Source organism: Nonomuraea sp. NPDC001636 (assembly GCF_040298265.1).
GTDB lineage: Bacteria > Actinomycetota > Actinomycetes > Streptosporangiales > Streptosporangiaceae > Nonomuraea.
This window is the reverse complement of sequence record NZ_JBEOZT010000001.1, coordinates 253,787-272,569: the sequence shown is the minus strand read 5'-3', so window position 1 is coordinate 272,569 and position 18,783 is coordinate 253,787. Positions and strand designations below refer to the sequence as shown.

Genomic DNA, 18,783 nt, shown 5'->3' with positions numbered 1-18,783 from the left:
GAGTACGCAGGAAGGTGCGACCATGCGCGGACACGACCCGCTCGACGACACCGAACAGGCCCTGCTGCCCGCCCCGGCCCGGGGCCTGGCGGTCGCGCTGCTGCTGATCGCCGTGGCGGGCGGGTCGATGTCGCTGGTGTTCGGGCCGGGCGCGCAGCAGCCGGGGCATCCGGCGGCGCCGGCCGCGCACGCCGGGGTGCCGCCCGCCCAGGCGCTCCTGCGGCTGTTCCTCGCCGTGGCGGTCATCGGCGGGCTGGCCTCGCTGGGCGGCGTCCTGGCGCGCCGGGCGGGCCAGCCGTCCGTGGTGGGGCAGATGGTGGCCGGGCTGCTGCTCGGGCCGTCCGCGCTGGGCTCGCTGGCGCCGGGGGTGTCCGCGCTGATCCTGCCCGGCTGGGTCGCGCCGCAGCTCGAACTGCTGGCCCAGGCCGGGCTGGCGGTCTTCATGTTCACGGTGGGCCGGGAGTTCGACCCGGCCGCCCTCGGCCGGCAGCGCGTGGTGGTGGGGGTCGCCGCGCTGGCGATGACGGCCGTGCCGTTCGCCCTGGGAGCGGTCGCGGCGGTCCCGTTCGCCGGCGCGCTCGCCGGGCCGTCGGCGTCGGGCACGGCGTTCGTCCTGTTCACCGGGACGGCGTTGAGCGTCACCGCGTTCCCCGTGCTGGCCAGGATCCTCCAGGAGGCCGGGCTGACCGGCACCCGGCTGGGCTCGCTGGCGATCCTGTGCGCGGGGCTGGCCGACGTGCTCGCCTGGTGCGCGCTGGCCGCGGTGATCGCCCTCGCGCACGCCGGCTCCCCGGCGGGCGTGCTGACCTCGCTCGGGCTGGCCGCCGCCCTGGTCCTCGCCGTGATCCTCGTCGTACGTCCCGCGCTCGCCGCCCTGGCGGCCCGGCACGCCGCCCGCCGGCTGCCCGCTCCGGCCGCGCTCGCGCTGGTCCTCGGCCTGATCTTCGCCCTGGCGGCGGCGACCGACGCCATCGGCGTGCACGCCATCTTCGGCGCCCTGCTGGCCGGGGTCGCCTTTCCGCGCGACGCCCCCGTGCTCGGCGCGGTGCCCGAACGTCTCGGCTCGCTCAACCGGGCGATGTTGCTGCCGGTGTTCTTCGCCTCGATCGGGCTGCGCACCGACGTGCACCTGGCGTTCGGTCATCCGGTGGTGCTGCTGGGCGGGGCGGTGCTGCTGGTGGCCGCCGTCCTCGGCAAGCTGGGCGCGGCGGGGGTGATCGCCTGGGCGGGCGGCATGCCGGGGCGCCTCGCGCTCGGGCTCGGCGTGCTCATGAACGCCCGCGGCGTCACCGAGATCGTCGTGCTCAGCACCGGGCTCGGCATGGGACTGATCGCACCCGGCACGTTCACGGTGCTCGTGCTGATGGCCCTGATCACCACCATGATGACCGCGCCGGCCCTGCGCCGCCTCGGCCTCTACGCCCCGGCCAGGGCCGAGCCGCGCACGCCGCAACCGGCCTGAGCCGGACGCTACTCGGCCCGCCGGACGGCGGTGAGCACCAGGACGTCGTAGTGGACGGTGAAGGCGCCGCCCACCGCGTCGATCGCGTCCCCGATGCCCGCCAGCAGCGCGCTGCGCCGCTCCGGCGGCAACCCGGTGACCGGGCCGTGCGTGGGCACCTGCGCCAGCCACTCGTCGCGGGTGTAGTCGCGCTCCCACACGTAGTCCCACCGCTCGGGCTCGCCGAACGCGCCCGCCGCCCGGACGCCGTCGGCGATCTTGTCGAGCAGCGACGTGTACATGCCCACGGCCGGGCCGGCCTGGCCGAGCGCCGGCAGGTCGGGCAGCACCCGGCGGTAGACCTCGGCGAAGGGCTCGGCCAGGGCGTCCGGCGTCTGGAAGACGTTCCAGAACAGCGCCAGCCTGCCGCCGGGCCGCAGCACCTGGGCCGCCTTGGCCGCGCCCGCGACCGGGTCGATCCAGTGCCAGGTCTGGCCAGCGACGACCGCGTCGAACGTGCGCCCGGCCGGGTCCCAGGACTCGAAGGGGGACACGTCCACCTCCATGCCGTCGCGCCGGGCCAGGTCGGCCATGCGCGGGTCCACGTCCACGCCGGACACCCGGCAGCCGGCCGCCTGGAACTGGCGGGCCGCGATGCCGGTGCCGATGCCGACGTCGAGCACGTCGGGGCCGGGGCTCGCGGCGGCGATCCGGGTCACCATCTCGTCGGGGTAGCGGGGGCGGGTGCGGTCGTAGCGGTCGGCGTCGGCGCCGAAGGACTCGGCCATCCGCCGGTGCAGGTGCGGCTCGTTTCCGGAGGGGTTAGTGGGCATGCGCCCACTCTAATGGGCACATGCCCACTCGTCTACCCTGAACGGGATTCGCCAGGAAAGGAGACCGCCCCGGTGCCCACCGGCATAGCCCTCCGCGACGTGCGCGAACAGCTCTTCGACGCCGCCGAACGCATCCTGCTCCGCGACGGGCCCAACGCCCTGACCAGCCGCGCGGTCACCACCGAGGCGGGCTGCGCCAAGGGCGTGCTCCACCGCCACTTCGCCGACTTCGACGCCTTCCTCGCCGAGCTGGTGACCGACCGCATCCGCCGCGTCGAGGCCCAGTCCGCCGCCCTGCGGGCGAGCGCGGGCACCGGCACCGTCGTGGGCAACCTCACCCTCGCGCTGCTGGAGCTGTTCGGCTCGGTCGCCGTGGCCGTCGTCAGCCTCGTCATCTCCCGCGACGGCCTGCGCGCCCGCCTGCGCCAGGCCGGATCGGCCGGCCTCCCGCTCCTCGGCGAGGCCACGACCATGATCGCCGCCTACCTCGCCGCCGAGCGCGAGATGGGCCGCATCGCGGCCGACGCCGACGTCGACGCCCTCGCGCTCACCCTGATCGGCAGCGCCCACCTGCTGTTCGCCGGCCGCGAGGACGACCCGCCCGACGCCGCCGTCGTCGAGTGGATCGTCACCACGGCCATGGCCGACGCCATCCAGCGCCGCCTGCTCTGAGCCCCCCTCAACAGGCCGCGGCCGCCCCCAGCGCGATGGGCCACACGACCAGCAGGTACGCCTCCGACGGCTGGTTCGACGGCGTCCGCCGGTCCCGGCCACGGCCGTGGACGCGCAGGCCGTACCGCCCGGCCCCCTGGGGCGTCAGGTCGATCGGCTCGTCGGCGACGCCCCCGACGCGCATCACGCCGGTGGTGGTGACGAACTCGGCCTCCTCGCTCCCCTCCCAGCCGCGGGCGGCCGACACCGGCGGGCCGTCCTGCCAGTTCACGTGCAGGCCGACGCGTCCCGCGCGCTTGGCCGTACGGATGAGCAGCGAGTCGGGGGCGGCGGCGACCAGCCCGTCCGGCAGCGGCGGCGGGACGGCGGTGTCCTGGAAGGGGTTGACGATCCGGATCCGATGGTCGGCGGTCCCCACCGTGACCCGGACCGGATGCGGCAGCGCGGGCCGCTCGTCCCGGCCCGACGCCAGGCGACCGCGCTCCGAGTACGGGTGGTTGTGCTCGCGCGCCCATCGCCGGATCTCGGCCGACTTGTCGGGCAGGCCCAGCTCCTCGGCGACCCCGATGCCGAGCCTCGCCGCCGCCTCCGGCCCGGTCTCCACCGGCCAGACGGTCACCAGGTAGAACTCGAACGGCACCGTCGGCACCGCGGCCGGGTCGATGTCGCGGCCGCGGGCCTGGACGCGCATGCCGTAACGGCCCGGCCCCTGGGGTGTCAGGAGGGGCAGGGCGTCCGGCGGGGAGTGCATCATGCCGGACAGGCGCACCTCGCCGGTGAAGGTGACGAGCTCCACCTCCTCGCTCTCGTCCCAGCCCTCGGGGTCGAGCGGCGGGGCGGTCTCGGCCAGCCGGACGGTCACGTCCACGACGCCGGTGTGGATGCCCGTCATGATCACGGCGGCGCCGGGCGCCGAGGCGGTCAGCCCGTTGGGGACGGTTCCCGGATGGGCGCGGCCCGGCTCGCCGACCACGATCTGGTGATAGGTGACGTGCACGTCGGCCCTGGCTCGGGCGGGAGGTAAGTGGATCATCCTCGGAAGCCTAGGCCCGGTCGCCCGGACGTGGCCCGGTTGGGGGATCTTGGGGCTACGATCTCCCCCGTAGCCCCTTTCGTCCGGAAGGCGTCGCGATGAGCGAACGTTCGCTGAACACCGATGTTCCGAGCCCCGCCCGTATCTACGACCTGTGGCTGGGCGGCAAGGACAACTACGAGATCGACCGGATGGTGAGCGAGCAGATCCTCGCCGCCGTGCCCGACCTGCCGGTGCTGGCCCGTACGAACAGGGAGTTCCTCGGGCGCGCGGTGCGGCACATGGCCGGGGAGGCGGGCATCCGGCAGTTCCTGGACATCGGCACCGGCATCCCCACGGCGGACAACACCCACCAGGTCGCCCAGTCGGTGGACCCGGACAGTCACGTCGTGTACGTCGACAACGATCCCATGGTCCTGGCCCACGCGCGGGCGCTGCTGCGGGCCGCGCCCGCGGGGACGACCGCCTTCGTGGACGCCGACCTGCGCGAGCCCGGCAAGATCCTGGCCGCCGCCGCCGAGCACCTCGACTTCGACCGGCCGATCGGGCTGACCCTGCTCGGCGTCGTGGACTTCCTCCCCGACACCGGCCAGGCCCGCTCGATCATCGCCGAGCTGCTGGAGCCCATGGCGCCGGGCAGCCACCTGGCCATCTCGCACGGCGTGGTCGGCAGGCAGCTCGAAGAGGGCGTCCGCCACTGGAACGAGAGCGGCGGCGCGCCCATGACGCTGCGCAGCCTTGAGGAGGTCACGAGCTTCTTCGACGGGCTGGAGCTGCTGGAGCCGGGCGTGGTGCCGCTGCCGCGCTGGCGTCCCGTCCCCGAGACGCTGTACGCCGACCGCGAGGCCGTCTACTGCGCGGGCGTCGGCCGCAAGCGCTGACCGTCCCCGGCTTCGCGCCGGTCCGGGCGAGGCCGCCTTGCCGACCGGCGTACGCCGCCTGGCGGGCCCGCGTACCCTGAGTCCCCGATCGACTTCGCTGAGTGACGGGAGCGGGATGGACGACGGGTTCGGCGCGGGGCTGGGGAGCGAGCGGGACCGGTGCGCGCGGGATCCGTGCCCCTGGCCGCCGGGGCCGTTCACGACCGGGGACGCCAGGTGGTTCTTCGGGCGCGAGCGGGTCGTGTCCGAGCTGGTGGGGCTGCTCGGGGCGCCGCGCGCCGCCCGTCCCGTGGTCCTGGCCGGGGCGGCGGGGTCGGGCAAGACGTCGGTGCTGGCCGCCGGGCTGGTGCCGGCCGTCCTGGCGGGTTCGCCGGCGGGGGCGACGGGGCGGGGTCGCGCCGGGGTGTTGTGGCGTACGCCCGGCTCGCCGGTCCGGGGCGGGGGGCGGCCGGTGGAGGAGTGCGCGCTGCTGGTGGTCGACCGGTTCGAGGAGCTGTTCACGGCTCGGGCGGGGTCCGGGCGCAAGGCGTACGTCGAGGAGCTGTGCGCGCTCGCGGCGGGCGGGCTGCCGGTGGTGATCGGGATGCGGGCCGGCTGCTACGAGCGGTGCCTGGGCTTTCCGCCGCTGGTCGAGGCGCTGCGGACGCGGTCGCTGCCGCTCGGCCCGATGACCGGCGACGAGCTGCGCCGCGCGATCACCGAACCGGCCCGGGTCGCCGGGCTGTCCCTGGAGCCGGGCCTGACCGAGACGATCCTGCACGACCTGGGCGTCCGCGACGACGCCCCGGCGGCGGCCGACGCGCTGCCGCGCCTGTCCCGCGCGATGCGCGCCACCTGGCACCGCCGCGACGGCGACACGCTCACCCACGCCGCCTACCGGCACGCCACCGCGCCACCCCTCACCCCCGGCCCCGCACCCGAACCCCCCTCCCCCGACCGGGAGAAGCCCGCCCCCCTCTCCTCCGGCCCGGAGGAACCCGCTCTCCTCGCCTCCGACCCGGAGGAAGCCCCTCTTCCGGAGGAGTCCGTCGGGTCAATTCCTGACCCGGAGGCCGCGGCGCCCTCCCCCGGCGGAGGGCGCGGGGCTCGTTCCTCCGGCGCCGGTGGGGGCGCCAGGGTGTGCCCGGTCGGGCGGAGGGTGCGGGGGCTGGTCGTGGCGCTGGTGGTGCTGGTGGTGGTCGCCGGGGTGGGCGCGGGGCTGGCGTGGCAGAAGAGCGGCCGGGCGAGCGCCGCCCGCGTCACCGCGCTCGCCGAGCGGGCCGCCGTCCAGGCGCGGGCGCTGCGGGCCACCGACCCGGCGCTGGCGATGCAGGTGGCGGTGGCCGCCCAGGGCCTGGCCGACACTCCGGGCACCCGCGGCACGCTGCTCGACACCGCCGAGCCGTACGCCACCCGCCTGCGCTCGGCCGGCGACCGGCTGCGGGCGATCGCCTACAGCCAGGACCACGCCCTGCTCGCGACCGGCGCCGACAACGGCGTGGTCGAGCTGTGGGACGCCACCGACGCGCGCCGCCGCACCCCGCTGGCCACCCTGCCGCGCGCCGCCGGGCCGGTCGGCGCGCTCGCCTTCCGGCCGTCCGGCGGGGACCGCGTCCTGCTCGCGGCCACCCGGCAAGGGGTCGAGGTGTGGAACGTCGTGGACCCCGCCCGTCCCCGGCACGTCGCCGCCCTGCCCGGCGCGGCGACGGCGGCGTTCACGCCGGACGGCCGCACGGTGCTGGCCGCCGCCGCGCACGGCGTCCGGCGCTGGCGGCTGGCCGGCCGTCCGGTCGCCCTGCCCCCGGTACGCGCCTCCGCCCAGGTCATCCGCTTCGCCGTCGGCGACGACACGGTGGTCACCGGCCACGACGACGGCAGCGTGCGCCTGTGGGACCCGGCGCGGCCCGCCTCCCCCGCGGACACGATCGCGACCGGCCTCCAGGACGGCCCCGCCGCGCTCGCGATCAGCCCGGACGGCGGCGCGCTGGCCTGGTCGTCGCCCGCCCGCGGCACCTGGCTCTGCCTCCTGCGCGCCCGCCGCTGCGCCCGGCCCGTCCGGTACGGCGATCCCGCCGGCGCCCTGGCGTTCAGCCCGGACGGCACCGTCCTGGCCGCCGCCGGCGACGACCGGGCGGTCCGGCTGTGGACCGTGGCCACCCGCGCGGAGGTCACCTCGTTCCCGCACCCCGACCGCGTGCTCGGCCTCGCCTTCACCGCCGACGGCCAGGCGCTGGCCACCGGGTCGGCGGCCGGCGCCTTCTACCAGTGGCGTCATCCGGTCCGCGTGCCCGACCCGGTGACCGGGCTGGTCCTGAGCCGGGACCGGACGCTCATGGCCACGACCGGCGCGCGCGGCGGCGCGCTGTGGGACGTCCGCGATCCCCGCCACCGCGTGCTGCTGTCGAGGTGGAACGTTCCAGCAGCCGCTGCTCCGGCGCTGAGCGGCGACGGCCGCCGCCTGGCCACCGTCGAGCGCGGCGTGGCCGTGACCGTGTGGGACATCCGCGACCCCTACCGCCCGGCCCGGCACGTCCGGCTGCCGGTGCGCGGCCTCGCGGTCGCCGCGCTCAGCCCCGACGGACGCGTCCTGGCCACCGGCGACCACGGCGGCCGGCTGCTGCTCTGGGACGTCACCGGCCCGCCGCGCCGCCTGGCCGCCCGCGACGGCTTCGGCGACGTCGGCGCGCTCGACTTCAGCCCCGGCGGCGGCCTGCTGGCCAGCGGCGGCGCCGACCGCGGCGTGCGGCTGTGGGACGTGCGCCGCCGCGCCCTCGACCAGGTCGCCCACCACGAGGAGCACGCCGACGCGGTGGCCGGTGTGCGCTTCGGCCCGAAGGGCGACGTGCTGGTCAGCACCGGCCACGACCGGACCGCCCGCGTCTGGAGCATCGCCGACCCGGGCCGCGCCCCCCGTCCGGCGGTGCTGCGCGGGCACGGCGGCACCGTCCTGGTCGCCGCGTTCAGCCCCGACGGCGCCGCCCTGGCCACCACGGACGCCTCCCGCACCACCCGCCTGTGGGACCTGCGCTCCCGCCGGCCGATCGCCGAGCTGTCCCACCCCGACCTCGGGACCGTCCTGTACGCCGACGACCACACCCTCGTCTCGGCCGCCGGGCACGACCTGCGGCTGTGGGACCTGCGGCCGGAGTCGGTGGCCGAGCGCGTCTGCGAGGCCGCCGGGATGCCGCTCACCCGGGCCGAGTGGCGGCGCTACTTCGACGACCTGCCCTACCGTCCGCCCTGCTCGTGACCACCGGCAGGGCGCTGACAGAGATCTGGCAGCGGCTCCTGGCACGGTCGCCCCATGACGGACAGGACGGACGTGCTCATCGTCGGCGCCGGGCCCACCGGCCTCACCCTCGCCGTGGAGCTGGCCCGGCGCGGGATCGCCCACCACGTCGTCGAGCGGGCGGCGGCGCCCTCGGCGGGCTCGAAGGGCAAGGGCCTCCAGCCGCGCACGCTGGAGATCTTCGACGACCTCGGGATCGTCGACCGGGTCCTGGCCGGGACGGCGCCGTACCCGCCGATCCGGGTCAGGATCGGGCGGCTGCCGGTCTACCAGGGCCGCATGCACCGGCCGGCTGCGGCGAGCGAGCAGGTGCCGTACCCGACGGTGCGGATGCACCCGCAGTGGCGCACCGAGGCGCTGCTGCGGGAACGGCTGGCCGAGCTCGGCGGCGCGGTCGAGCACGGCGCCGAGCTGACCGGCTTCGCGCAGGACGCGGACGGCGTGACGGCCCGGCTCGGCACCGGGACGACGCTGCGGGCCCGCTACCTGGTCGCCGCCGACGGCGGCAGGAGCACGGTGCGCAAGGCGCTCGGCATCGGGTTCACCGGCGAGACCCGCGAGGAGGAGCGCATGGTCCTCGGGGACGTGCGCGTCGTGGGGCTGGACCGCGAGCACATCCACGCCTGGGTGCGGCCGGGCAGGGGGATGGTCGCCCTCCATCCCATGGCCGGCACCGACGCCTTCCAGTTCATGGCCCCGCTCAGGCCGGGCGTGACCCCGGACCTGACCCTGGCCGGCTTCCAGCGCCTCTTCGCCGAACGCTCGATGCTGCGCGCGGCCCGCGTCACCGAGCTGCTGTGGTCCTCGCTCTACCGGGTCAACATCCGGCTGGCCGACGCCTACCGCGCCGGGCGCGTGCTGCTGGCCGGGGACGCCGCCCACGTGCACTCCCCGGCGGGCGGCCAGGGGCTCAACACCGGCGTCCAGGACGCCTACAACCTGGGCTGGAAGCTCGCCCGCGCGCTGACCGGCGGGCCGGCGTCGCTGCTGGACACCTACGAGGAGGAGCGCCGCCCGGTCGCCGCCCGCGTGCTCGGCCTCAGCACGGACCTGCACGACCGGAAGTCGTACCGGCGGGACGAGGAGACCTACCAGCTCCGGGTCGGCTACCGGGGCGGCTCGCTGGCCCGCGCGGGCGGCGAGCGGATGCCCGACGGGCCGCTGCGGCTGGCCGACGGCTCCCGGGCGCGCCTGTTCGACCTGCTGCGCGGCCCGCACTTCACGCTGCTGTCGCCGGACCCCGCGCCCCGCGTGCCGGGCGGCCCGCAGGTGCGGGCGTACGCGCCGGCCGAGCCGTACGGCGGGGTGCGGCACACGCTCGTGCGCCCGGACGGCCACGTCGGGATCGCCACGGACTCCGCCGCCGAGCTGGCCCACTACCTGACGCTGGTGTGAGGCCCCCTTTGTAGTGGACCTGTAGTGGCTCTCTTGCGCCCCCGCACATCCTTGGATCTCAGCGGGCGCCACCCCGTGCGCCCCGAGCAACCAGGGAGATCCTCATGGTCAAGACCGCTCGCCGTTACGCCAAGTACGCCGTCAGCGCCCTGTCCACCGCCATCTTCGTGCTGAACGGCTGATCACCCTCGCGTGCGCCCCCGGGGGACCGCGTCTCCCGGGGGGCCACCCCCCACAGGAGCGGAAGGACGAGGCGTGTTCGGCACCGCGGTACGCCAGCTCGGTTATGCCTGGTCGATGATGTCGGGCCGCAGGTTCCGCCTGCGGGACGTGAACGCGCTGGCCGACGACATGCGCGTGACCCTGGAGACGTTCGGGTCCCCGGGCGAGGGCGCCGACGACATGCTCGCGGGCAGCGACCCCGAGCTCCAGGAGGACCTGACCCGGCGGCGGCTGCGGCGCACGGTCCGCCACGCGGCCGCCGAGAGCCCCTACTACCGGCACTGGTTCGAGACGAACGGCGTGGACCCCGGCTCGATCACGCCCGCGACGCTGTCCACGATCCCGCCCACGTCCAAGGCCGACCTGCGCGGCATGCCCGCCGCGTTCGTCTCCGACCGCGCCCGCCCGGTCGTGCTCGCGCACACGACGGGGACGACCGGGACGCCGACCATGGTGTGGTTCTCGGCGTACGAGATCGAGCTGATGTCCTCGATGTCGGCGCTGGCGCTCATGCTCGCCGGCAACCTGCGCTCCGCCGACCTGTGGGCCAACGCGATCAGCTCGCGGTCCATCGCCCAGATCCTCACCGAGCGGGCCGTCACGCGGACCGGGGCCGCGTTCGTGCACCTGGGCGCGGTCGATCCGGCCGTCGCGCTCGACCGGCTGGCCACCCCGATGCACGTGCCGGGCAAACACCCGCAGATCACCCAGCTCAACGTGACCGCCTCCTACCTGGCGGCGCTGGTCCAGGAGGCCGAGCGGGGCGGCTGGCAGGCCGGCGACTTCGGCCTGAGCACGATCTGGTCCGGCGGCGAGGTGCTGACCGACGCGCTGCGCGTGCGCGCGGAGCACACGTTCGGCGCGCAGGTCCGCGACGGCTACTCCATGACCGAGATCGCCCCCGTGGGCGGCCGGGTCTGCGCCGACGGCCACCTGCACCTGCCGGCCGACCAGGGGCTGGTCGAGATCCTGGACCCCGTCACCCTGCGGCCCGCCGAGCCGGGGGCCGTCGGCACCATCGTGGTCACCCCGTACTCCACCTACCGCGACACCACCCTGCTGCTCCGGTACGTCACCGGCGACCTGGTCCGGGTCCTGCGCGCGGACGAGCAGCCGTCGTGCGCGCTGGCCGCGCTGCCCGCGACCTCGCGCGTGCTCGGGCGGGTGTCGCCCGGCGGGCTCACCACGCGCGACGTCCTGGACGTGCTGCAGGCCGAGCACGCGCTGCCGCTGCCCACGCGCTGGTCGCTGGAGGGCTCCCTGCTGTACGTCGTGGCCGGCAAGTCCGACGCGGGCCTGCTCGGCCGCCTGGAGGAGCGGGCGCACGGGCTGCCCCTGGACGGCATCGTCCTGGTCGAGACCGCCGACGACCTGCCCACCCCGTGCCGGCTCCGCGCCGACCTGCTGGAGCTCAGCTTCGAGCGAGGACTGTGATGACCCCGTACGTGCCGGCGCTGTACGCGCTCGTCGCCCTGACCGTCGCGCTGACCGCCGCCTACCTGGGCCGCTACGTCATGGCCAGGCCGCCGGTCGGCCGGATGGTGGGCTCCGACATCGCGGTCATGGTCGCCGCGCTGGTGGTGATGCCGTTCGCGTACCTGCACCTGCCGACCGGCGTCGTGGTGTCGGTCTTCGGGCTGGTGGTGCTGACGCTCGGGCAGCTCACGCTCGCGCCCGTGCTGGGCGGCCGGTGGGCGACGGCGGCGGTGCTGCTGCTGTGCGCCGCCGACGTGGCCGTCTACCTCGCCGGATGGCCGGCGGGGGTGCTGGTGGTCAACGACGTGCTGCTGATGCTGCTCGTCGTCGGCGCGGTGAACCTGTGGGTGCAGGCGGCGGTCACGCCCGGCCAGGTGGCCGCGCTGGCGGTGGCGCTCACCGTCTACGACACGCTGGCCACCGGGCTGTCGTCGCTGACCCTGGACTTCGTGCAGCGCATGCAGGGGCTGCCGTTCGCTCCCGTGCTGGCCACCTCCTACGGCGAGAACCCGTCACTGATCGGCCTCGGGGACTGCCTGATGTTGTCGATCTGGCCGGCGGTGGCGGTCAGGGCGTATGGGAGGGCGGCGGCCTGGTGGGCGGCGGGGCTGGAGGCGGTGCTGCTGGCGGTCTCCATCGCCGTCGTGCTGGGCGGCGGGCGGCCGATCCCGCTGCTGACCGCGCTCGGCCCGCTGATCTTCGTCCAGTGGCTGTACTGGCGGCGGTGGTCGGCCCGGCGCACGCCCGCGCCGGTCCGGCCCGAGGTGAACCGGGCGCTGGACGTCCCGGCCGGCGCGCCGGAGGGGGTGTGGGCCGCCCTGGACGACGGCGGCGCGCTCGTCGGCGAGGGCGCCACCCCGGGCCAGGCCCGCCGCGCGGCCCGGCTGGCGGGCGCGACCGGCACCCCGGTCGTGCGGTGGCTCCAGGACTGAGCCGACGGCCCGCCGTCACGGCTGTTCGCGGGGGTGGTCCGCCAGGTGGGCGGCGACCTGGCGGCCTTCCGGGGTGTCGCCGAACAGGGCGAGGGCGTGCCGCCAGGCCGCGGCCGCCTCCTCGTGCCGTCCGAGGCGGGCGTGGGCCCGGCCCATCTCCGTGAGCGTGCGGGCCCGCCACACCTGCGGGCCGTCGCCGCCGAGCCGGTCCAGCGCGGCGGACAGATGCCGCAGCGCCTCGCGCGGGTCGCCCTGGCGCAGCCGGACGACGCCGAGTGCGTGCCCGCTCAGCGCCTCGCCCAGGACGTCGCCGCACTCCACGAACAGCCGCAGGCTCGCCGCCAGCGTCTCGGCCGCCTCCTCGAACCGGCCGAGCGCGCCCAGCGCCTCGCCGAGCCTGCGCAGCACCTTGCTGATCTCGACCCGGTCGCCGACGGCCCGGGCGGTCAGCAGGCTCTCCCGGTAGCACGCGACCGCCTCGGCCGTCTCGCCCGCCTGGTAGCAGGCGGTGCCCAGGGCGCGCAGCAGGTTGCCGCGGGTGCCGTGGTCGTCCTCGCCGGTCTCCGCCAGCCGGGCACGGGCGATCTTGACGGCCTGGTCGTACTCGCCGTGTTCGATGTGGATCCAGATCGGCCACGTCCAGGCGTAGGCCAGGCCCGCGGCGTCGTCGTGCGCGGCCAGCAGCTCGATCGCCGCGTACGCGTCGGCCAGCGCCTCGTCCAGCCGGCCCGAGCCGTGACGGTCGGCGGCCCGGCTGATCAGCGCGTACGCGGCCCCGTGCCGGTCGCCGACCCGCTCGAAGGCGGCCAGCAGCTCCCCGCACGCCGCGTCGGCGGCCGGGAAGCGGCCCCGCTCGATGTCCATGTTGACCAGCAGCAGCCTGGACCGCAGGGCCGTGCGCTCGTCGCCCGCCACGGTGGCCGCCGCGATCACCGCGTGCTGGACGCGTTCAGCGTCGGCCAGGAAACGTTCCATCGTCAGGTAGCCGGTCAGGTGGTGGGCCAGCTCGGCGGCGGTGGCGACCTGCCCCAGCTCGGCGGCGGTGGTGACGGCGAGCACCAGCGTGCGCCGCTCGGCCGACAACCACACCGTGCCGGAAGCCGTGCCGGAAGCCGTGCCGGAAGCCGGGCCGGAAGCCGTACCGGAAGCCGTACCGGAAGCCGTACCGGAAGCCGGGCCGGTCGTCTGGCCGGGGCCGGGCTCGCCGCGTTCGTAGGGCGGGGACAGCGGGATGGGCAGGCCGCGGGCGGCGGCCCTGGTCCTGCGGAGGCTTTCCAGCGCGAGCCGGGTCAGCGCGGCGTGCCGCTGCCCGGCGGGCTCCTCCGCCTCGGCGCGCTCCCTGGCGTAGACGCGCAGCAGGTCGTGCAGCCGGTAGCGGGGCTGGCCGGCGGCGTCGATCTCGGTGGAGGTGAGCATGCCGCGCGCGACCAGCGTCTCCAGGACGGCGTCGGCCTCCCGCGCGGGCAGGCCGAGCAGGGCGGCGGTGGTCCACTCGGCGACGCTGTCCAGCCCGGCCAGCCCGAGCAGGCGGAAGGCGTGCCTGGCCCACTCCGGCAGCGCCGCGTAGCCGGGCTCGAACGTCGCCCGCACGTCGAGGCCGCCGACGACCAGCTCGTCCAGGTCGTGGCCGGCCAGGCGGGTGGCCAGCTCGCGGACCGGCCAGACCGGGCGGATGGCCAGGCGGGCGCCGGCGACCCTGAGCGCCAGCGGCAGCCGGCCGCAGGAGCGCAGGATCTCCTCGGCGGCGTCCGGCGCGGCGCCGATCCGGTCGCGGCCGGCCACGCGTTCGAGCAGCAGCCGGGCGTCCCGCTCGCCGGGCAGGTCGAGCGGGAGCCGGACGGCGCCCTCCAGCGCGGGCAGCGGCGAGCGGGAGGTCACCAGGACCGCGCCGCGCGGCGTGCCCGGCAGCAGGTGGCGGAGCTGCGCCTCGTCCACGGCGTCGTCGAGCACGAGCAGCACCGCCTGGTCGGCCAGCCGCTGGCGGAGCAGCCCGGCGCGTTCCTCGGCCGAGGCGGGGATCACGGCGCCGTCCAGGCCGAGGGAGCGCAGCAGCACGTCGAGCAGCTCACCGGGGTCACGCGGGCCGCGGGCGTCCTGGCCGAGCCGGACGAAGAGCTGGCCGCCCGGGTAGTCGGCGCGCAGCAGGTGGGCCAGGTGCACGGCGAGCGTGGTCTTGCCGATGCCGGGCAGTCCCGACAGGATCGCGATCGGCGGGCTGAGCCGGTCCGGCCGCGCCCGTAACAGCGGCAGCAGCTCGGCGATCTCCGGCTCCCGGCCGACGAAGTCCGCGGTGTCCGCCGGAAGCTGGCACAACGCCTGAAGCGGGACAACCGCCCCGGACCACTGGTCGGCCGCGGCGGTCGCCCACGGCTGCCGGTCGAGGTCGGGATCGCCGGCGAGCAGCGCGGCGTGCAGGCGGCGCAGCTCGGGGCCGGGTTCCAGGCCCAGCTCGGCGACCAGCAGCTCGCGGGCCTCGCGGAAGGCCTCCAGCGCCTCGTCCCGCCGCCCGCCGCGGTGCAGGGCGATCACGAGCTGCTCCCACAGCCGCTCGCGCAGCGGGTGGGCGGCGATGAGGGCGCGCAGCTCGGCGACGAGGTCGTCGTGCCGGAGGACGAGCCGGGCGTCGATCCACTCCGACCGGGCGACCGCGAGGCGTTCCTCCAGTTCGAGGAGCCGGGGGGCCATCGCGCCGGTGAGCGGCACGTCCTCGGCGGGCGCGCCGCGCCACAGGGCGACGGCCCCGGCGTAGGCGCGCTCGGCCGCGGCCAGGTCGCCCGCCGCCCGCTCCCGCCGCGCCAGCCGCAGGGTGTCCTCGAACACCAGCAGGTCCAGGCTGTCCGGCGGGACCTCGCAGGCGTAGCCCGAGCCCTCGGTGCGCACCAGCAGGCCGCTGCCCGCCAGGGACCGCCGGAGCTGGTGGACGTAGGTCTGGATGTTGGCCAGGGCCGAGCGCGGCGGATCGTCCCAGACGGCGGAGATCAGGCGCTCCCTGGAGACGGTCGCGTTCGGGTGAAGCAGCAGGACGCCGAGCACGGCCCGCTGCTTGCGGCTCAGGTGCACCCGCCCGCCGGGGCCGTTGACCCGGATCGTGCCGAGGATCGCGAAGTCCACCGTGCCTCCCTCGTGAGCCGTCCGGAAAGATCGGCTTTCCGGACGGCAGTACATCCCCCGCGACGGCGTTTTGACAATCCCGGGTGAGGGACCCTGACCTGATCCGGCGCGGTCAGCCGCAGACGGGCCGGTAGGGCAGCGCGGGCACGTACGTCCGCCACTCCCGCTCGGTCAGCGCCCGCCCGGCGCGCCCGCAGACCGTCTTCGCCACCAGTTCGGCGGCGGCCGGGACGCGCCCGACGGTCCCGCCGGCGTCCACCGTCAGGACGTGCGAGCCGTCCGGGGCGAAGGCGATCGACAGCAGCTCGCCCTCGTCGCGGTCGAGGCCGCCGCCCGGGTCGGCGGACAGGCCGAGGTCGCCGCCCGTCGTGGGGTCGATCAGGCGGACGCGGCCCTGCCCCGCGTTGACCGCGACGAGGTCCTCGACCGGCGAGTACGCCGGCGTGCCGATGACGGGAAAGCTCTCGGTCCCCTCGGTCAGCCGCCGGCCGCCCGCGTCCCACGTGCTCAGCCGGCCGCGCGAGTCGAACACGACCAGCCCGTCCCCCGCGTGGGTGAAACGCACCCAGGAGCCCAGGACGTCCTGGCCGAAGACGCTGAACGGCGAGCCCGCGACGCGGCCGTCGGCCGCCCGCAACACGCGCACGTCCAGGCCGGTCACCGCCAGCCGCCCGCCGTCGGGCGCGAACGCCAGGTCCACGACCTGGCTCAGCGGCGTGCTCCACAGGCGGCGGCGGGCCCGCCAGTCCCACAGCTCGACCGCGTCCTCGCCGCTTCCCGGGCCGTCGAGCACGAGCGCGAGCCGGGCGCCGTCCGGGCTGAAGCGGACGAGCTCGGGCCGCGCCCGCCCCGCGCCCGCCGTGAACCCGCCCGCGGGCTTCCTGGTCGCGGTGTCCAGGACGCTGACGTCGTGGCCGGACAGCAGCGCGAGGCTCCGGCCGTCGCGGCTGAAGGCGAGCGCGTTCGCGGTGGGCAGGCGGCCGGACGTCCCGCCCCCGACCTGGCGGAGCGTGCCGTCCACGACGAGGTGCAGCCCGTCCTCGCCGAGGTCGGCCCGCTCGTACGGCGGGCCCTCGACCGGCTCGTTCACCAGGTCGGCGACGTCCACGGCGAACACCTGGTCGCCGACGAGGTAGCGGAAGGTCGTGCCGTCGAAGGCGGCGGCCGGGCGGGTTCCGGCGTCCACGTCCCCGCGCACCGGGACGGCGCTCAGCAGGTGGCTGTCGGGCAGCCGCCAGAACTGGACGGTGGCGTCGGTGACGGTGGCCAGCAGCCGGCCCGTGTGGTCGAAGACGGCATCGCCCTTGTTCCAGACGCCTTCCGTGCCCTCGCCGACCTCCTCGGTCCAGCCCTCCTCCGTCTGCCTCAGGGTCAGGGTCCCGTCGCCGGACGTGGCCAGCCACCGGCCGTCGGGGCTCAGCGTGCCGCGCCGGGCGGCGGTGACGTCCCACTGCACGCTGTCGTCCGGCTTGACGATCACCTTGCGGCCCTCGTGCCGGCGGACGGCGTCCTGCCAGCCCTCGACCAGGTCCCTGATCCGGCGGACCGGCCAGGCGCCGACCGGGCGGCCGGTGCCGGCGTCCCAGGCGCGGGCGCGGCGCCGGGTGGCGGCGACCAGCGTGCGGCCCGAGGGGGACAGCCCGATGTCGGTCACCCGGTCGCGGCCGAGGCCCAGGCCGGAGATCAGCGTGACGCGCCGGCCCGTGCGCACGTCCCACAGCCGCGCCTGGTCCTGGCCGACGCTGAGCAGCGTGCGCCCGTCGGCGCCCAGCGCCCGCAGGGTGCTGCGGGCGGCGGCCGGGTCGCGGAACATGCCGCGCTCGCGCTGCGCGAGCGCGGCGGTCAGCGCCGCCCTGGCCTGCGGCGTGGGCCGCAGCCGCCAGGCGGCCACGGCGAGCAGCCCGGCGAGCACCGGATCGCTCCGCCGGGTCGCCTCGGCGCGCGCGGCCAGGCGCGTGGACTCCGACGTCGTCAGGCGGTCCTGCAGCTCGTCGGCGCGGGCGGCGGCGAGCCTGCTCTGCTGGACCGCCAGGCCGCCCGCGGCCAGCGCGACGACCAGCAGCCCCGCCAGGCTCAGCGTCAGCAGTCGGGCGCGGCGGGCCCGGCGTTTGGCCAGCCGCGCCGACGACTCCAGGAAGTCGCGCTCAGCCTGGGACAGCCTGATGTCGCGGCGGGCGGTCGCCGCCCAGCTCAGGGCCTCCTCCAGCATCGTGCCGTGGAACAGGCCGCCGTCCCTGCGACCGCCGTCGTCCCAGCGCCGGACGGCGGCCAGGATCGGGCCGTGGACGGCCAGCCCCTCCTTGTTGGCCTCGATCCAGCGGCGCAGCCGCGGCCAGGCGTGCGGCAGGGCCGGACGGGCCAGCCAGACCTCGCGGCCGTCGCGGCCCAGCAGGTACGCGAACACCTCCAGGATCCTGGTGACCGCCGGGATCTCGGCCGCCGATCGGCCGGCCACCAGCTCGTCCAGGGCGGCCTTCCTGGTGGCCAGCTCGCCCATGCCGTCCACGGTGAACAGGCGCAGGAACACCTCGGGCGCCAGCTCCCGCTCCGCCGGGGCCAGCAGGGTGTAGGAGTCCTCGGCCAGCGTGCCGAGCGCCGGGTCGGCGACCGTCCCGGCGACGTGGGCGGCCTGTCGCCCGCGTTCGAGCAGCCGCGCGGTGTCGAGCCCGCCGTCCCCGCTGACCAGCGCGAGCAGCAGCTGGCGGGCCTCGGGACGCCGGCCGGGCTCCTTGCTCAGCGCCGCCGACACCAGCGGGCGCAGCGAGCCGGGCAGCGCGGCCAGGTCGGGCGTGGCCGACAACACCCGGTGCATCACCCCGCCCAGGCTCTCGGCCTCGAACGGGTCGGCGCCCGTGGCCGCGTACAGCACGACGCAGCCCCAGGCGAACACGTCCGCGGGGGCGCCGGCCCGCTGGCCGCCGAACACCTCGGGCGCCATGTACGTCGGCGTGCCGGTCACCAGGCCGGTCGCGGTCAGCGACATCTCTGCGGTCCGCGCGATGCCGAAGTCGATGACCCGCGGGCCGTCCGGGCCGAGCAGCACGTTGTCCGGTTTGAGGTCGCGGTGCACCACGCCGGCCTCGTGGATGGCGGTGAGCGCCGTCGCCACCGCCGTGGCCAGGCGGTGCAGGTCGCCGCCGAGGAAGCGGCGTCCGCCGGCGACCGCCTGGCGCAGGCTCGGCCCGGCGACGTACTCGCTGACGATGTAGGGGCGCGGGCCGTCCAGCTCGGCGGCGAGCACGCGGGCGGTGCAGAACGAGGCGACCCGCCGCGCCGCCTCGGCCTCCCTGGCCAGCCCGCCGGCCTCGTCGCCGTGCAGCACCTTGATCGCCACCCGGGCGCCGTCCTCGGCGTAGGCCTCGTAGACGACGCCCTGACCGCCGGCGCCCAGCCGTCCGGCGAGCCAGTAGCCGCCCAGGCGTTGCGGGTCGTCGGGGGTCAACGCGTTCACGGCTGGTTGGATGCGATGATCGCCGGCAAAGTTGCGGTCATTTTTCCCGATTTATCGGTGCTTGACAT

At 76.4% G+C, this 18,783-nt stretch carries 11 protein-coding genes; 7 read left to right on the top strand and 4 right to left on the bottom strand.

The annotated features are described in order from the left end of the window. Positions 1-22 precede the first annotated feature (22 nt). Positions 23-1,462, top strand: a complete 1,440-nt coding sequence (locus ABT158_RS01220) for a cation:proton antiporter (RefSeq protein WP_352349604.1) — start codon at positions 23-25, stop codon at positions 1,460-1,462. An 8-nt stretch (positions 1,463-1,470) separates the two neighbouring features. Here the strand turns inward: ABT158_RS01220 and ABT158_RS01215 are convergent, their stop codons facing one another. After that, positions 1,471-2,274, bottom strand: a complete 804-nt coding sequence (locus tag ABT158_RS01215; protein WP_352349602.1) for a class I SAM-dependent methyltransferase — start codon at positions 2,272-2,274, stop codon at positions 1,471-1,473. Between the two features lie 72 nt (positions 2,275-2,346). Here ABT158_RS01215 and ABT158_RS01210 point away from each other — a divergent pair, with 72 nt between their 5' ends. Continuing rightward, positions 2,347-2,946 carry a TetR/AcrR family transcriptional regulator gene (locus tag ABT158_RS01210; RefSeq protein WP_352349600.1) on the top strand — a complete coding sequence of 200 codons (600 nt, stop codon included), beginning with the start codon at positions 2,347-2,349 and terminating at the stop codon, positions 2,944-2,946. A gap of 7 nt (positions 2,947-2,953) precedes the next feature. Here the strand turns inward: ABT158_RS01210 and ABT158_RS01205 are convergent, their stop codons facing one another. Continuing rightward, positions 2,954-3,979, bottom strand: a complete 1,026-nt coding sequence (locus ABT158_RS01205) for a hypothetical protein (RefSeq protein ID WP_352349598.1) — start codon at positions 3,977-3,979, stop codon at positions 2,954-2,956. 98 nt (positions 3,980-4,077) lie between these two features. Here ABT158_RS01205 and ABT158_RS01200 point away from each other — a divergent pair, with 98 nt between their 5' ends. The 5 genes from ABT158_RS01200 (at position 4,078) to ABT158_RS01180 (ending at position 12,153) form a co-directional block, all read left to right on the top strand. Continuing rightward, the gene (locus tag ABT158_RS01200; RefSeq protein WP_352349596.1) at positions 4,078-4,860 is read left to right on the top strand and encodes an SAM-dependent methyltransferase; all 783 of its coding nucleotides are present in this window, start codon (positions 4,078-4,080) and stop codon (positions 4,858-4,860) included. A 115-nt stretch (positions 4,861-4,975) separates the two neighbouring features. Next, a complete protein-coding gene (locus tag ABT158_RS01195) occupies positions 4,976-8,089 on the top strand; it encodes an nSTAND1 domain-containing NTPase (RefSeq protein ID WP_352349594.1) in 3,114 nt (1,037 codons plus the stop codon). A 54-nt stretch (positions 8,090-8,143) separates the two neighbouring features. Continuing rightward, positions 8,144-9,523, top strand: a complete 1,380-nt coding sequence (locus ABT158_RS01190; RefSeq protein WP_352349592.1) for an FAD-dependent monooxygenase — start codon at positions 8,144-8,146, stop codon at positions 9,521-9,523. Between the two features lie 255 nt (positions 9,524-9,778). Then, on the top strand, positions 9,779-11,179 hold the full coding sequence (locus ABT158_RS01185) for a phenylacetate--CoA ligase family protein (RefSeq protein WP_352349590.1): 1,401 nt from the start codon (positions 9,779-9,781) through the stop codon (positions 11,177-11,179). Beyond that, on the top strand, positions 11,179-12,153 hold the full coding sequence (locus ABT158_RS01180) for a hypothetical protein (RefSeq protein WP_352349588.1): 975 nt from the start codon (positions 11,179-11,181) through the stop codon (positions 12,151-12,153). Before ABT158_RS01185 ends, ABT158_RS01180 begins: the two co-directional genes overlap by 1 nt. 15 nt (positions 12,154-12,168) lie before the next feature. Here ABT158_RS01180 and ABT158_RS01175 read toward each other — a convergent pair whose 3' ends face one another. Beyond that, positions 12,169-15,264, bottom strand: coding sequence for an AfsR/SARP family transcriptional regulator (locus tag ABT158_RS01175; RefSeq protein ID WP_352349586.1), 3,096 nt, complete (start codon positions 15,262-15,264; stop codon positions 12,169-12,171). Positions 15,265-15,376: 112 nt separating this feature from the next. Next, complete coding sequence (locus tag ABT158_RS01170; RefSeq protein ID WP_352349584.1) at positions 15,377-18,715, bottom strand: WD40 repeat domain-containing serine/threonine protein kinase; 3,339 nt, start codon at positions 18,713-18,715, stop codon at positions 15,377-15,379. Between the last annotated feature and the right edge of the window lie 68 nt (positions 18,716-18,783).

Excerpts from the sequence above, each read along its gene's own strand:
- ABT158_RS01220 (WP_352349604.1), top strand. The coding sequence starts at position 23 with ATGCGCGGACACGACCCGCTCGACGACACCGAACAGGCCCTGCTGCCC.
- ABT158_RS01215 (WP_352349602.1), bottom strand. The coding sequence starts at position 2,274 with ATGCCCACTAACCCCTCCGGAAACGAGCCGCACCTGCACCGGCGGATG.
- ABT158_RS01205 (WP_352349598.1), bottom strand. The coding sequence starts at position 3,979 with ATGATCCACTTACCTCCCGCCCGAGCCAGGGCCGACGTGCACGTCACC.
- ABT158_RS01200 (WP_352349596.1), top strand. The coding sequence starts at position 4,078 with ATGAGCGAACGTTCGCTGAACACCGATGTTCCGAGCCCCGCCCGTATC.
- ABT158_RS01195 (WP_352349594.1), top strand. The coding sequence starts at position 4,976 with ATGGACGACGGGTTCGGCGCGGGGCTGGGGAGCGAGCGGGACCGGTGC.
- ABT158_RS01190 (WP_352349592.1), top strand. The coding sequence starts at position 8,144 with ATGACGGACAGGACGGACGTGCTCATCGTCGGCGCCGGGCCCACCGGC.
- ABT158_RS01180 (WP_352349588.1), top strand. The coding sequence starts at position 11,179 with ATGACCCCGTACGTGCCGGCGCTGTACGCGCTCGTCGCCCTGACCGTC.